Here is a 15175-nt window from a genome sequence, read left to right on the forward strand (position 1 = left end):
TTCTCTGAAGCGGATGAGCACAACGATGTGCTCATCCGTTTTTTTATATCAGCGCTGTGAATCTAAAGTCTCGTTGTTATTCACAACATCCTGCGTTTTGGTATAGCTCTCAATCAGTAACTGATAGGCCGGGAAAATCTGCGTGTACGCCTGTGCCCATTCTGCCGCATCGGCGCGGTTCCAGGTTTTTTGCAGCTCAGAGGCGACCGCAGCGGTATCCATCGGTACAACACCCGCCTGGACAACGCGTGCCAGCGTAATTTCCTGTGCCATTTTGGTATAGGTGCCGGAAGCATCGATCACCGCAAATACCTGATAGCCGTCAGCCACGGCACTGATAGCCGGGAATGCCATACAAACGCTGGTGATTGTACCGGCAATAATTAACTGTTTTTTACCCGATGCCTTCACCGCCGCCACAAATTCCGGGTTATCCCAGGCATTAATTTCACCTTTACGCGCAATATACTGAGCATGCGGCGCATTCTGATGAATTTCCGGGATCAGCGGGCCATTCGGACCCTGCGGAACGGAGGCGGTGGTGATCACCGGGATATTGGCGAGTGTTGCCATTTTTGCCAGTACGGCGGCTCTGGCGCGTAATTCCGTCATCGGCATATCGCCGACAGTCTGGAACAGTCCGCTCTGATGATCGATTAACAGCATCAGTGCATCATCAGGATTAATAACAGGACGCTGACCATTAAAGTTAGCCGGAATACTCATTTTAAGACCCTCGTTTATGATAATTTGAACATTATTTTTGTTTAAACAGGGTGTTTATCAGAAACACTCTGTTGTGCGGATTAAAATTAATGCATAAGCGAAAGTCTGAGTAGAGCGGATATTGATAAACAATGTTCTGAATTCAGAACAATCAGGCGGGGATCTGATGCTATCAGGCGGCAGGATTCCTCACAGTGTGATCTGAATAACGTTAATATGAAACAGGAATAGTTAGATTTTCACTCCGCGTGATCGACACAGAAAATTAAGGATACACAATGCGTAAACTGACCCTCACCCTGAGTGCTCTGGCACTCGCTCTGAGCCTCAACAGTGTGGCTGATGCCAAAGTATACATGCCGGAAAAAGTCAGTGACGGCGTGACAGCGGCTCAGCTGGCACAGCAGCATGCCATTCACTGGATTTCGGTTGAACAGATTGAAGAGAGTCTGAAAGGGCAGCCTCCGATGGCGGTGGGCTTTGATATTGATGACACCGTCTTATTTTCAAGCCCGGGTTTTTACCGCGGCAAACTGGAATACTCCCCGAACGATTTCAGTTATCTGAAAAACCCGGAATTCTGGGAAAAAATGAATAATGAGTGGGATAAATTCAGCATGCCGAAAAAATCCGGTATGGATCTGGTGCAAATGCATCTGAAACGTGGCGACACCGTGTATTTCATCACCGGACGCAGCAAAACCAAAACAGAAACAGTGACTAAATACGTGCAGGAAGGGCTGCGCATCCCGGCGGATAAAATGAATCCGGTTATTTTTGCCGGTGATGAGGAAGGGCAGAATAATAAAGTCAGCTGGATGCGTGATCACAAACTGAAAATTTATTACGGTGATGCGGATGCGGATATTGCTGCGGCCCGTGAACTGAACATCCGGGGGATCCGGGTATTACGTGCATCAAATTCCTCTTATCAGCCACTGCCGAAAGCCGGTCAGTTCGGCGAAGAAGTGGTTATTAATTCCGAATATTAATTATCATCTGCCGGTCATATAACAACGCCGCCGGGATGCGGCGTTGTTTGTCTTTTTTTATCTGTGCAAAAACAGCGAATGAGATGTATTTCAGATATCCTGCAACGGCTGTTTATGTAAATAGTGCAGTGTATTCATCTTAAAAAGGCGTATTTGCGCCTTTTTTCTACGATTTTTTCGTTATCCTATTTTCAATTATTCTCTGACAGGTAAAATCAGCAGGGAAGTCATTTACACGATGTATTTACTATACTGATCATAAGTATTAACAATTGTCCGGAACAGACATAATAAAAAAATAAGAGAGGGATGTTATGGTGACGGGAGTTAAAAAAGTTGTTCCCATTTCCGCCATGATAGGAACACTGTTACTGACGCCGGTTTCGTGGGCTTCAACAGCTCCGGTAACGCATCTGACAGAAGCAGATGCCAAAGTGGAAAACCTGAAAGTATTTTCACAATCGCCTGAAAATACAGAAACGCAGCCCGCAGAACTGGTGGCCGGTGTGACTGCACTGCCCCTGAACGATGTCGCTGACAGTATCCGCCGTGAAGTCCCGGCGGCAACACCATTACTTTATACCGATACACTGACAAACATTTATGCGGAACATCAGCTTAAGCCGCTGTGGACCGATGAAAAAGCACGTCTGTCTCTGGAAAATCAGCTGGCGGAAGCCGCCCTTGCCGGATTTCAGCCGCAGTTTACCGCCTGGCTGAATGCACTGGCACAGCCGGATCTGACCCCGCTGGCACGGGATATGATTTTAACCGATGCTGCGCTGGGTTATCTCTATTACCTGGACAATGTCGGCACCAAAGGCGATAAATGGCTGTACGGCGCCCGTCCGTTCACATTTTCGGCTGTCAGTGAACCATCACTGGCGCGGCTGAATACGGCGGCACATAACGGCACGCTGGCCGCATTTACCGACACGCTGCTGCCGGCGAATAAGATGTATCAGCCGATGCGTAAAGCGATGCTGACGCAACTGGCCGACACCGCGCCGTGGCCGGAAATGGTGATTAACCGGACACTGCGCCCGGGAGAAAGTCATGAATCTGTCGGCGCACTGCGGGAAATCCTGCACCGTTTTAATCTGATCTCAGCCAATGACATGATGAGCGCCGGTGCAGCGTATGATAAAACGCTGGTGGCGGCGGTTAAGGAGTTTCAGTTACAGCACGGGCTGGAAGCCGATGGTGTCATCGGTAAACAGACCCGCGAATGGCTGAATAAAACACCACAGATGCGGGCGGCCATAATGGCGGTGAATATTCAGCGTCTGCGTATCACGCCTGACAATCAGCCGACAGCCATCCTGGTGAATATTCCGGATTTTTCACTGTATTTCTATGTCGATAATAACCTGATTCTGGAATCCAGAACGATTGTCGGCCGTGCGGAACGCAAAACGCCGATTATGTCCAGCGCGCTGAATAATGTGGTGATCAACCCGCCGTGGACAGTACCGCCGACCATGAGCCGTCAGGATATTGTGCCGCGCGGCAGGGCTGATCCGAGCTATTTCAGCAGCCGGGGTTATACCATTTATAACGGATGGAGTAATAATGCGTCGGTGATCGACCCGTACAGTATTGACTGGAGTATTATTACACCGTCAAACTTCCCGTACCGGATCACACAGGCACCGGGGCCGTCCAACTCACTGGGCCGTTATAAATTCAATATGCCGAACTCAGAGGCAATTTATCTGCACGATACACCGAATCACAGCCTGTTTAATAAAAATATGCGGGCTATCAGTTCCGGTTGTGTCCGGGTGAATAAAGCCAAAGATCTCGCGGCGATCCTCCTTGGTGATGCCGGCTGGAACGAAACCCGTGTGGATGGTGCACTGAAAGCGGGCAGTACCCGTTATGTCTCTATCCCGAACCGGATTCCGGTTTATCTCTATTATCAGACTGCCTGGGTCAATGCGGAGAATATCCCGCAATATCGTGCGGATATTTACCGCTACGATGACAGCAGTCTGAAAGGTATTGATAAATTAACGGATATCACACCGTTCCTGATAAAAAGCTGATCATATTAAGCCGCTTGTTTATTATCAATAAGCGGCTTTTTTCTTATATTAATATAATTAAAAATTAATGATTATTCGGTTTAAATAATTTCATGTATAACGTTGTACCTCCCATACTATTAATTAACTGAAAGTGATGACAGAGCATCGCCCGGCAAAGGCTTGCTGCGTGTGACATGGCGGATGTACACCTCTGATGTTCATAAATGTCGTCCGGATTTACTTTCTGAGTAAAAATATGCTTTTTTATTTGACTCCGGCGGTATGAATCGGTAAAAAATAGATGGTCAGTTTTGTTTATTGCTGTTTTTTCCCATTTCGACATAAATATTGAAATAACCTGACGGAAATTTACAGAAATAGACAAAACCGATCCGCTGCGGGTCTGAACGGTGAACACAATTATCGCTGTCCGGCCATGTTATATTTAATCAGATAAAGAGTGATTACCGTCAATGGATATAATTGATAACGACCGCCGTAAATGGCTGGGATTTGGTGCGGCGGCGCTGGGGCTGGCTTTATTACCGAATCACGCTTTTGCATCCCTGACTACACCCCGGCCGAAGATTTTACGTTTTGAAAACCTCAATACCGGTGAATTTTTAAAAGCAGAATTTTTTGACGGTAAACGTTATAACCGCTCTGAACTGGCCCGCCTGAACAAACTGTTCCGCGATCACCGCAGCAATAAAGTCAAAACCATTGATCCGCACCTGTTTGACCAGATGTATCTGTTACAGGTCATGATGAACATTAATAAACCAATCCAGCTGGTTTCCGGGTATCGCTCACTGGTGACTAATAACCAGTTGCGTAAAACCACCTCCGGTGTGGCGAAGAAAAGCTATCACACCCGCGGCCAGGCGATGGATTTCCGCATTCCGGGTATTCAGTTAAGTCAGGTCCGCAAAGCGGCTATGAAAATGCGGGCAGGCGGTGTGGGATATTATCCGTCCAGTAATTTTGTTCATATGGATACAGGACCGGTCAGAACGTGGTAATCTGTTGTTATTACCCGCATTAACCGGAGTTTTGTGTCATGCAATATCATATTATTCCTGTCACCGGCTTTATGCAGAATTGCACCCTGATTTGGTGCGATGAAACAAAAGCCGCTGCCATTGTCGATCCCGGCGGTGAAGCACCGCGTCTTATCCGTGAAATTGAACAACGCGGCCTTAAACTGGAAAAAATTCTCCTGACGCACGGTCATTTTGATCATGTCGGCGCAACCGCTGATGTAGCAGAGCACTTTAATGTGCCGATCGTCGGCCCGCAAAAGGAAGATGCATTCTGGATCGACGGGCTGACTCAGCAGAGTCAGATGTTTGGTGTGGAACCATGCCGTGCATTTACACCGGATCAGTGGCTGGAAGAGGGCGATAAAGTCACTGTCGGTAATATTGAACTGGATGTGCTGCATTGTCCCGGCCATACTCCCGGCCACGTGGTCTTTGTTGATAAGCAGGATAAACTGATTTCAATGGGGGATGTGCTGTTCAGAGGCGGTGTCGGCCGCAGTGACTTCCCGCGTGGTAACCATCAGGATCTGATCAGTTCGATTAAAGATAAAATTCTGCCGCTGGGCGATGAATACCGCTTTATTCCCGGTCACGGGCCGATGTCCACACTCGGGGAAGAGCGACGTACTAATCCGTTCTTACAGGACGAACCGCCGGTCTGGTGAGTAACATCATAGTGAAGATGAAAGGTGCCTGACGTTGTCAGGCATTTTTTATGATCCGGGTTTCAGATAGTCATCAAAATATGCGGCTGCTTTTTCAGTATCAATGCTGAGATTACCTTTCCAGCCCGCCCAGGGCATTTCCATATCCGAGCGGCCTTTTGTATTCTTCAGCTGATTCTCTGCGATAGTAATATCACCGAAGTCAGTCCATTGACTGAGAGACAATGCCAGGAACTGATTCGGGATCACACCTGTTAATGCCAGTGACTGTAAGATCCCCCGCAGGGTATGGCGATCACCGGCTATCAGTTTCGATGTTTTAAGCCGCTTTTCGAACTGGCCGGGCGTTTCATCCTCCGGTGCGCTGTGCAGCATATCCAGTAACTGTCTGAATACCGCTTTATCCTGCTCTGTCGGCATGACCGGCTCTGTGGTCAGCAGATGACTCAGATTCAGATAAGCATACAGTGCGGTACTGCTGTATGCGTTTCCGTAATACAGGCAATACTGGAAATAGCTGTCATTAATGTATTTGGCAGTATCGTGATCACTGCAAACCCAGCAACAGGCATATTGTGGTTTTTCCAGGTAAGCATGTGCGGGCAGGGTATGCAGCTTATGAAAAGCACTTAATACTGAGCGTCCCCGAAGATAACTGCCGCCGACACCGGCAATAAATGCGGATATACACCGTTCCCGGGTTAATGCCGTGTTGTTTTTCAGGCTGTGCAGACGGGCGATAATGTCATCATGGCTGCTGAAACTGACGATATTGTTCGCCTGCCAGCCGGATTGCGATAAAAGCGCCTGATCTTTTTCAGATAATGTCTGTGTATCATAAACAGAAACCTGTCGTTTGCCGTCATAACGGCCATTGTCATATTTATACAGCTTGCGTAAAACCCGCATTATTTTCTGCACAGGCAACCTTATATTATCAGGAACAGATAAAACAAAGCCCCCGGCCGGAAGCCGGGGGCTTTATCAGAAGCAGAATGTCTGCTGAGAAATTACAGTACCGCGACGATGGCTTCGCACAGCGGAACCATATTTTCCAGAGTCAGACCGGCAACGTTGATACGACCGGAGCTGACGGCATACACCGCATATTCATCACGCAGGCGCGCAACCTGTTCTTTGGTCAGGCCGCTGAAAGAGAACATACCGTTCTGGCGGATAATAAAGCTGAAGTCCTGCTTCGCGCCTTTTTCCTGAAGTGTGTTCACAAAGAGCTGACGCATACGCTTGATACGCTCGCGCATGGTAGTCAGTTCCTGAATCCACTCTTCTTTCAGCTCCGGATCAGACAACACGGTTGTCACAACGGCACCACCGTGTGACGGCGGGTTAGAGTAGTTGGTACGGATCACAATTTTGATCTGGCTGAACGCGCGATCGGCGGTATCCGGATCAGCCGCAACCAGGGTACAGGCACCAACACGCTCATTGTACATGCCGAAGTTTTTAGAATAAGAGCTGGCGACCAGCATCTCAGGATGGGATTCAGCGAAAATACGCAGCCCCTGAGCATCTTCATCCAGACCGGCCGCAAAGCCCTGATAAGCAAAGTCGAAGACCGGCAGCAGACCTTTTTCTTTTACCAGAACAGATAACTGAGCCCATTGTTCAGCAGTCGGGTCAATACCGGTCGGGTTATGGCAGCAGCCGTGCAGCAGGATCACATCACCGGCCTGTGCCGCTTCGAGGCTTGCCAGCATGCCATCGAAATCAAGCGCATGATTTTCGGCGTCATAGTAATTGTAACTGCAGATTTCCAGACCGGCACCGGCAAAGATACCGTTGTGGTTAGGCCAGGTCGGGTTGCTGATCCAGACACGTTTTGCGCTGGTCTGCTTAGCAATAAAATCAGCCGCGATACGCAGTGCACCTGTACCACCCGGTGCCTGTGCGGTACGGGCGCGTTTGGCGGTGATAATGTCACTGTTATCACCAAACAGCAGTGCCTGAGTCACCGTACCGAATTCAGGTATCCCGGTGATAGGCAGGTAGTTTTTTGTGGTTTCATTATCCAGCAGATACTTTTCCGCTTTTTTAACACAGCTCAGTACCGGTGTTTTACCGGTTTCATCTTTATAAACACCAATACCTAAATTGATTTTGTTTTCACGTGGGTCCTGACGGAAGCTGTCAGCCAGACCTAAGATCGGGTCGGCAGGCGCGGCAGTAATATTCTCAAACATAGTTGTTGATCCCAATAGTATCTGATAGTGCGGATAAGAGGACTGTCACAAGGTTATCAGGTTAACTCCCTGTAAATCATTTGCCAACTGTTTACAGAAAAAAGACGAAGATCTTGTGAAGTGGGTGACGTCCTGTTGAGGTTTGCATGAAAATGCATCACAAAACGCGTTAAACAGATAACAAAAAACCCACGGCAAGCCGTGGGTTTCGGTATTCATATTCAGCGTAAAGCTAAATCAGAACTGGTAAGTCAGACCTAAACCAACAACATCACCGGTGTTGATTTTGTTGCTGCGGGTGAAGTCGTCGTTGTCCAGCAGGTTGATTTTATAATCAATGACTGCAGACATGTTTTTGTTGAAGTAGTAGTAAGCACCCAGGTCGATGTATTTAACCAGGTCTTCGCTGCCTTTTGAACCGTTTTCCAGGTCTTTACCTTTAGACTGCAGGTAAGCGATGGATGGACGCAGACCGAAGTCGAACTGGTACTGTGCTACTAATTCGAAGTTCTGAGTTTTGTTAGCGATGGTGTTTGCTTCGCCGTATTTGGTCATGTTACGGGTTTCACCGTACAGAGCGGCCAGGTATACGTTGTTAGCGTCGTATTTAGCACCGAAATCCCATGCTTCAGCACGTTTACCTTCAGCACCGAACAGGCCTTGCTGCTGTGGAATAGTACGTGCAGAGTTAGAGTAACCACCACCCAGAGTCACGCCCCAGCCCAGGTCGTAAGCGGTAGAGAAACCGTAACCGTCGCCGTTAGATTTAGCACCTTTCTGTGCTTCGATTGAGTTTTCGTCGTTAGCACCCTGGTACTGCAGAGCGAAGCTCAGGCCATCAACGTAACCGAACATATCGCTGTTGCGGTAAGTCAGCAGGTTGTGGTTACGACCGGTCATGAATACGTCGGTCTGTGCCATGGTGTCGCCACCGAACAGTGGCAGGACGTCGGTCCATGCTGCAGTGTCATATACCACACCGTAGTTACGGCCGTAGTCGATTGAACCGAATTCAGCGAATTTGAAACCAGCGTAAGCTAAACGAACTTTATTAGGGTTCTCGCCTTCAACGTTGTTGGTTTTGATTTCATTTTCGAAACGACCGAAACCGGTCAGCTGGTCAGTGATCTGAGTTTCACCTTTGATGCCGAAACGAACGCGTGAATCGTCGCCATCTTCTTTAGAGCCGTTGTCATCAGACTTAGCGAACATGTGACGAACGTCAACTTTACCGTACAGGTCTACTTTGTTGCCGTCTTTGTTGTAGATTTCAGCTGCGTTTGCTGCACCAGCAACTAACAGAGCCGGGATAACCACTGCAAGAATATTGCGTTTCATTATTATTACCCTCATTGGTGTTATTCGGACACCTGCCACTGCCAGAAATAGTTCTGAAAAAAATTTGGAACTATTTATGAGAGTTTAGTGTCGTCTGTGTCGGCGACCAGTGTTCCATTGGTAAAATATTTTATCTACCCTGAAAGTGCTACAAAAACGAAGAATCTGTAACAAATGGCAAAAAAGTATTTCAAAATGTAAATAACTGGGAACTTTTTGAACAGTCAGAACCACAGGCATAAAAAAAGCCGACCTGATGGCCGGCTTTTTACATTCAATATTTTTGATGGAAATCAGAATGTGGCGCTGCGCGGGGTCCGCGGGAACGGGATGGTTTCACGGATATTTGAGACGCCCGTCACATATGACACCAGACGCTCAAAACCCAGACCGAAACCAGCGTGCGGCACAGTGCCGTAGCGGCGCAGATCACGGTACCACCAGTAATCTTCTTTGTTCATACCCAGTTCATCAAAGCGGGCATCGAGTTTGTCCAGACGCTCTTCACGCTGTGAACCCCCGATAATTTCACCGATTCCCGGTGCCAGGACGTCCATCGCGGCCACGGTTTTGCCATCTTCGTTTTCGCGCATATAGAATGCTTTGATGGCTTTCGGGTAGTTTTTAACGACCACAGGCGCTTTGAAGTGCTCTTCCGCCAGGTAGCGCTCGTGTTCAGAGGACATATCCACGCCCCAGTACACGTCGTTTTCAAAGGTTTTGCCGCAGTTTTCCAGGATTTTGATCGCGTCGGTGTAATCAACCTGTGCAAAATCGGAAGTGACAAAACGCTCCAGGCGTTCGATGGCTTCTTTATTAATACGCTCAGCAAAGAATTCGAGATCATCGCGGCGTTCTTCCAGAACGGCTTTGAAGACAAATTTCAGCATGGCTTCGGCCAGACCGGCCACGTCATCCAGATTTGCAAACGCCACTTCCGGCTCAACCATCCAGAATTCCGCCAGGTGGCGGCTGGTGTTGGAATTTTCCGCACGGAACGTCGGGCCGAAGGTGTAGATTTTGCTCAGCGCAGAGGCATAAGCTTCACCGTTCAGCTGACCGGATACGGTCAGGAATGCTTCCTGGCCGAAAAAGTCTTCACTGAAATCCACTTCGCCTTTATCGTTGCGTGGCAGATTGTGGAAATCCAGGGTGGAGACACGGAACATTTCACCGGCACCTTCGGTGTCAGAGGTAGTGATAAGCGGGGTGGATACCCAGAAGAAACCCTGCTCGTCGAAGAAACGGTGTAATGCCTGGGATAAAGTATGACGGACACGGGTAACCGCGCCAATCAGGTTGGTGCGCGGACGCAGGTGCGCCACTTCACGCAGATACTCGACAGAGTGGCGTTTTGCCGCCATCGGGTAGGTATCCGGATCATCAACCATACCGACAACACGAACCTGTGTGGCATGGATTTCAAAACTTTGTCCCTGACCCGGAGAAGCAACCACTTTCCCGGTAACTTCAACAGAACAGCCCGCCGTTAAATGAAGCACTTCATCATTATAATTAGGTAAATTATTTTCGATGACGGCCTGTACCGGATTAAAGCAGGAACCGTCGTAGACGGCGAGGAATGAGATCCCGGCTTTTGAATCTCTCCTTGTACGGACCCAACCCTGTACTGTGACTTCGCTGTCAACAGGTACACGGCCTTGCAGTACATCGACCACAGGCGCTATGCTCATAGTTGAAACTCTCTCTTCTTATATATAGGTCTGTTACACGCGTTACCCGCCATCTTCTGAGATGTGAGTAACAGAATAGTCATCAGTTGCCGTCAAACGGGCAATCTCACTATGTTACTTGCTCACTGTCAGGAAACAAGCAGAAATTGGGGGGCAGCAGCCCGAAAAACAGAAAAAATAACCGTCTTTTTCTGTTCTCCGGGGGGATCTGTATAAAAGAGAGGATCAGCAGGCGCGCTGAACGTGGGGAATATCAAAAGCGCGGCGCAGTTTATCGACAAATTCATCATCTTCACAGATGGTTTTGCCGGGGCTGTCGGAGAGTTTGGCGACCGGTTTCCCGTTACATTCCACCAGCTTGATAACAATATTCAGCGGCTCGACATCCGGGATGTTGCAGGTCAGGCGGGTGCCGATACCGAACACCAAGTTGATCCGGTCACAGAAATGGGCATAGAGCGCGAGGGCTTTGCGGAAATCCAGGTTATCGGAGAAGACCAGCGTTTTGCTCATCGGGTCGATACCCAGCTTTTCATAGTGAGCAATCGCTTTTTCACCCCATTCAACCGGATCCCCGGAATCGTGGCGCAGACCCTGATAAGCACGGGCAAACGGGACATCGAAATCGCGCAGGAAGGCATCCATGGTGATGCAGTCTGTCAGCGCAACACCCAGCTGATCCGGATATTCATCAAGCCAGGTCTGGAGAGCGGCGCGCTGGCTGTTGGCCAGTTCCGCACTGATCTGCTGATGTGCCTGGAACCATTCGTGTGCCTGGGTGCCGACCGGCTCCAGATCGAGTTTTTCTGCCAGCAGGTAATTACTGGTGCCGACCAGATACGGGAAATGCTGCTTCAGTTCCGTGACAATCGCTTTCTGGACATCATAAGAGAAACGGCGGCGGGTGCCGAAGTCCATCAGTTTAAAGCGGCTGAGGTCGATCCCTGCCTGTTCCGCATCCTGATAAAAGCGTGTCACCAGTTCGCGCAGACGGATAACGGCATCTTCCGGCGTTACCTGCGGTGATTCATGGCGGTGAACGAGTTCACTGATCAGCGCCAGCAGCGGGACTTCCCACAGGATAACTTCCACCCACGGGCCGCTGATACGGATAGCCAGCTGACCGTTGCTGTCACAGCGGATATTCACCTGTGACGGATCAAACCGGAACTGACGGAACCAGGCGAGGTAATCTGCCGAAAAGAACGGCAGGCGGGCCAGATAGTTGTACTCGTCATCACTGACTGACAGCTCTGCCATCATTGCCACCCGCCGGCGCAGTTCATCTGCGTACTGTCCCAGCAGTTTGTTGCTCCGGCAGCGGAATTCCGCGACGACCGGAATTGAGCGGTAATGATGGAACACTGCCTGCTGCATGTGCAGCTTATACGCATCGGTATCCAGCAGTGATGTGATAATTGGGGTTGCTTCTGAATTCATGGCGCTTTCAGCATCCTCACGGAGCAATCAACCTAAACAGGTTATAGCTTACTATTATCTGCGTATAGTAACACGTTATTTCCCCTGTGCGCGATGTTCAGCGGGGAATCACATTATTTGTTAACATTTTATTCATATTTGAGGTTGTACCACACCGCGGGGAAATAAGGGCGTATCACAAACTGCTAAAATTTCGTTTACCACGGCGCCAGAATTATGAGAGCCTAAGAACAGCGTAATTGTAATCATTTAATAAAACAGTGAAGAGAAAACCATGACACAACAGCGGCAGGCGAAGTATCGTCAGGACTATCAGGCTCCTGACTATACCATTACCCATATTGATCTTGATTTTGCGCTCGACCCGCAGACGACAGTGGTGACTGCCGTCAGTCAGGTGAAGCGCCTGAATGACAGTGCCTCAGAGCTGGTTCTTGCCGGTGAGGGGCTGACACTGAAGCAGCTGACCATTGACGGCAAAGTCTGGTCAGATTACCGCGAAGCGTCCGGTTCGCTGCACATTCAGAATGTGCCTGAACAATTTACTCTGCAAATCATTAATGAAATCAGCCCGGCGGAAAATACCGCTCTTGAAGGGCTGTATGTATCCGGTGACGCACTCTGCACGCAGTGTGAGGCGGAAGGTTTCCGTCATATTACGTATTACCTTGACCGTCCGGATGTGCTGGCGCGTTACACCACCCGTATCACGGCGGATAAAGCCCGCTATCCGTATCTGTTATCCAACGGTAACCGGATTGATGCCGGGGAATCCGGGGATAAACACTGGGTAAAATGGGAAGATCCGTTCCCGAAACCAAGCTATCTGTTCGCACTGGTGGCCGGTGATTTTGACGTGCTGCGCGATACCTTTATCACCCGCAGCGGCCGTGATGTGGCGCTGGAACTGTTTGTCGATAAAGGCAACCTTGATCGCGCCGGCTGGGCGATGACCTCCCTGAAAAATGCCATGAAATGGGACGAGGAGCGCTTTGGTTTCGAGTATGACCTCGATATCTATATGATTGTGGCTGTCGATTTCTTTAATATGGGCGCAATGGAGAACAAAGGGCTGAACGTCTTTAACTCCAAATATGTGCTGGCGAAGAATGAAACGGCGACAGACAAAGACTATCTCGGGATTGAATCTGTTATCGGTCATGAATATTTCCATAACTGGACCGGTAACCGTATCACCTGCCGTGACTGGTTCCAGCTCAGCCTGAAAGAGGGGCTGACCGTTTTCCGTGATCAGGAGTTCAGTTCTGACCTCGGCTCGCGTCCGGTTAACCGGATCAATAATGTCCGTGTTATGCGCGCGGCGCAGTTTGCCGAGGATGCCGGTCCGATGGCGCACCCGATCCGTCCGGATAAAGTCATTGAGATGAATAACTTCTATACACTGACCGTGTATGAGAAGGGTTCTGAAGTGATCCGCATGATCCACACCCTGCTCGGCGAAGAGCAGTTCCAGGCCGGGATGCAGCTTTATGTCCACCGTCATGACGGCAGTGCCGCGACCTGTGATGATTTTGTGCAGGCGATGGAAGATGCATCGAATGTCGATCTCACTCTGTTCCGCCGCTGGTACAGCCAGTCCGGCACACCGCTGGTGACTGTACGTGACAGTTATGATGCGGATAAAAAACAGTATCAGCTGCATGTGACCCAGATGACCCCGCCGACACCGGATCAGCAGGACAAACAGCCGCTGCACATTCCGTTTGATATTGAACTGTACGGCAGTAATGGTGATGTGATCCCGCTTCGCCATGAAGGGGAACCTGTTCATTCAGTACTGAATATTACCCGTGATGAACAAACCTTCACGTTTGATGATGTCAGTGAAAAACCGGTGCCGTCGCTGTTCCGCGAATTCTCCGCGCCGGTGAAAGTGGATTATCCGTATACGGATGCACAACTGGCGTTCCTGATGCAGCATGCCCGCAATGAATTTGCCCGCTGGGATGCCGCACAGTCTCTGCTGGCATTACATATAAAGGAAAACATCCGCCGTTATCAGGCCGGTGAAGACTTACAGTTACCGGAAGCGGTGACAGATGCTTTCCGCGCGGTACTGCTGGATGAACAGATTGATCCGGCACTGGCGGCTCAGATTCTGACACTGCCGTCAGAAACCGAGGTTGCGGAGTGGTTCCCGGTCGCGGACCCGGATGCGGTCAATGCCGTCATGACCTTTATCGCAGATACATTTGCCCGTGAACTGGCAGACGAGCTGTATGCGGTGTATGTCAGCATGAAAACCGGGGCATACAAAATCGATCATGCGGATATTGCAAAACGCGATCTGCGTAATGTCTGCCTGGGCTATCTGGCGCTGGATAAAGACACAGCGCAGGCGGATAAGCTTGTGTCACAGCAGTATACACAGGCTGATAATATGACCGATTCCCTGGCGGCACTGACGGCAGCGGTGAAAGCGGCGCTGCCGTGCCGCGATAAACTGCTGGCGGATTATGACAACAAATGGCACCGGGATGGTCTGGTGATGGATAAGTGGTTTATTCTTCAGGCCACCCGTCCGGATGCGGATGTGCTGGCTAATGTGAAATCACTGCTCAGCCACCGTTCCTTTACCATGGCGAACCCGAACCGGGTGCGTTCACTGGTCGGTGCGTTTGTGATGAATAACCCGAAAGCGTTCCATGATAAGTCCGGTAAAGGTTATGAGTTCCTGGCGGAGATCCTCTGTGATCTGAACAGCCGTAACCCGCAGGTGGCATCACGTCTGATCGAGCCGCTGATCCGCCTGAAACGTTATGACGATAACCGTCAGAGCAAAATGCGTGATGCACTGCTGCGTCTGAAAGGGCTGGACAATCTGTCCGGTGATCTGTTTGAGAAAATCACCAAAGCACTGGGTGAGAACTGATCATTTTTTGCGGATAAAGGAGCGATAGCGGGCAGAAAAACGAAAAGCATGCGCGTCATGGATGACGCGCCTGAGCGTACAGGGATGTATTTACAGCGACTTTTCGTTTTTGCCCGCTGTCAGCGACTTCTCTGAAGCTTATACAGACAAAAC

General features: G+C 49.6%; 11 protein-coding genes. 5 read left to right on the top strand and 6 right to left on the bottom strand.

What is annotated here, in order from left to right; genetic code table 11:
* Nucleotides 1–48: 48 nt before the first annotated feature.
* Complete coding sequence (locus tag AAZR23_RS01480; protein ID WP_434690076.1) at nucleotides 49–726, bottom strand: hydrolase; 678 nt, start codon at nucleotides 724–726, stop codon at nucleotides 49–51.
* A gap of 278 nt (nucleotides 727–1004) precedes the next feature.
* Here AAZR23_RS01480 and aphA point away from each other — a divergent pair, with 278 nt between their 5' ends.
* From aphA to AAZR23_RS01500, 4 genes are all read left to right on the top strand, one after another.
* On the top strand, nucleotides 1005–1718 hold the full coding sequence (gene aphA, locus AAZR23_RS01485) for an acid phosphatase AphA (RefSeq protein WP_046893856.1): 714 nt from the start codon (nucleotides 1005–1007) through the stop codon (nucleotides 1716–1718).
* A gap of 314 nt (nucleotides 1719–2032) precedes the next feature.
* Complete coding sequence (ldtD, locus tag AAZR23_RS01490; protein WP_434690079.1) at nucleotides 2033–3766, top strand: L,D-transpeptidase; 1734 nt, start codon at nucleotides 2033–2035, stop codon at nucleotides 3764–3766.
* Nucleotides 3767–4221: 455 nt separating this feature from the next.
* The gene (locus AAZR23_RS01495; protein ID WP_046893857.1) at nucleotides 4222–4770 is read left to right on the top strand and encodes a YcbK family protein; all 549 of its coding nucleotides are present in this window, start codon (nucleotides 4222–4224) and stop codon (nucleotides 4768–4770) included.
* Between the two features lie 38 nt (nucleotides 4771–4808).
* The gene (locus AAZR23_RS01500; RefSeq protein WP_166707336.1) at nucleotides 4809–5456 is read left to right on the top strand and encodes an MBL fold metallo-hydrolase; all 648 of its coding nucleotides are present in this window, start codon (nucleotides 4809–4811) and stop codon (nucleotides 5454–5456) included.
* A 48-nt stretch (nucleotides 5457–5504) separates the two neighbouring features.
* On the opposite strand, the gene AAZR23_RS01505 is transcribed toward AAZR23_RS01500, so the two are convergent.
* From AAZR23_RS01505 to pncB, 5 genes are all read right to left on the bottom strand, one after another.
* Nucleotides 5505–6377: a hypothetical protein gene (locus AAZR23_RS01505; protein ID WP_434690083.1), complete on the bottom strand. Its 873-nt coding sequence runs from the start codon at nucleotides 6375–6377 to the stop codon at nucleotides 5505–5507.
* A gap of 89 nt (nucleotides 6378–6466) precedes the next feature.
* The gene (locus AAZR23_RS01510; RefSeq protein ID WP_214095460.1) at nucleotides 6467–7657 is read right to left on the bottom strand and encodes an amino acid aminotransferase; all 1191 of its coding nucleotides are present in this window, start codon (nucleotides 7655–7657) and stop codon (nucleotides 6467–6469) included.
* A 237-nt stretch (nucleotides 7658–7894) separates the two neighbouring features.
* Entirely contained in the window at nucleotides 7895–8995 is a 1101-nt protein-coding gene (locus AAZR23_RS01515) for a porin (RefSeq protein ID WP_166707339.1), read from the bottom strand.
* Between the two features lie 293 nt (nucleotides 8996–9288).
* The gene (gene asnS / locus AAZR23_RS01520; protein ID WP_046893862.1) at nucleotides 9289–10689 is read right to left on the bottom strand and encodes an asparagine--tRNA ligase; all 1401 of its coding nucleotides are present in this window, start codon (nucleotides 10687–10689) and stop codon (nucleotides 9289–9291) included.
* A 225-nt stretch (nucleotides 10690–10914) separates the two neighbouring features.
* Nucleotides 10915–12129 carry a nicotinate phosphoribosyltransferase gene (gene pncB / locus AAZR23_RS01525; RefSeq protein WP_052926155.1) on the bottom strand — a complete coding sequence of 405 codons (1215 nt, stop codon included), beginning with the start codon at nucleotides 12127–12129 and terminating at the stop codon, nucleotides 10915–10917.
* Between the two features lie 274 nt (nucleotides 12130–12403).
* Between pncB and pepN the strand changes: the two genes are divergently transcribed.
* The gene (gene pepN, locus AAZR23_RS01530) at nucleotides 12404–15022 is read left to right on the top strand and encodes an aminopeptidase N (protein ID WP_434690088.1); all 2619 of its coding nucleotides are present in this window, start codon (nucleotides 12404–12406) and stop codon (nucleotides 15020–15022) included.
* Nucleotides 15023–15175: the final 153 nt, after the last annotated feature.

The sequence above is a fragment of the Morganella sp. Je.2.23 genome (assembly GCF_051129855.1).
In the GTDB taxonomy this organism is placed as follows: domain Bacteria; phylum Pseudomonadota; class Gammaproteobacteria; order Enterobacterales; family Enterobacteriaceae; genus Morganella; species Morganella sibonii.

Coding starts and splice junctions, on each gene's coding strand:
- AAZR23_RS01480 (WP_434690076.1), bottom strand. CDS start 726: ATGAGTATTCCGGCTAACTTTAATGGTCAGCGTCCTGTTATTAATCCT.
- aphA (WP_046893856.1), top strand. CDS start 1,005: ATGCGTAAACTGACCCTCACCCTGAGTGCTCTGGCACTCGCTCTGAGC.
- ldtD (WP_434690079.1), top strand. CDS start 2,033: ATGGTGACGGGAGTTAAAAAAGTTGTTCCCATTTCCGCCATGATAGGA.
- AAZR23_RS01495 (WP_046893857.1), top strand. CDS start 4,222: ATGGATATAATTGATAACGACCGCCGTAAATGGCTGGGATTTGGTGCG.
- AAZR23_RS01500 (WP_166707336.1), top strand. CDS start 4,809: ATGCAATATCATATTATTCCTGTCACCGGCTTTATGCAGAATTGCACC.
- AAZR23_RS01510 (WP_214095460.1), bottom strand. CDS start 7,657: ATGTTTGAGAATATTACTGCCGCGCCTGCCGACCCGATCTTAGGTCTG.
- AAZR23_RS01515 (WP_166707339.1), bottom strand. CDS start 8,995: ATGAAACGCAATATTCTTGCAGTGGTTATCCCGGCTCTGTTAGTTGCT.
- asnS (WP_046893862.1), bottom strand. CDS start 10,689: ATGAGCATAGCGCCTGTGGTCGATGTACTGCAAGGCCGTGTACCTGTT.
- pncB (WP_052926155.1), bottom strand. CDS start 12,129: ATGAATTCAGAAGCAACCCCAATTATCACATCACTGCTGGATACCGAT.
- pepN (WP_434690088.1), top strand. CDS start 12,404: ATGACACAACAGCGGCAGGCGAAGTATCGTCAGGACTATCAGGCTCCT.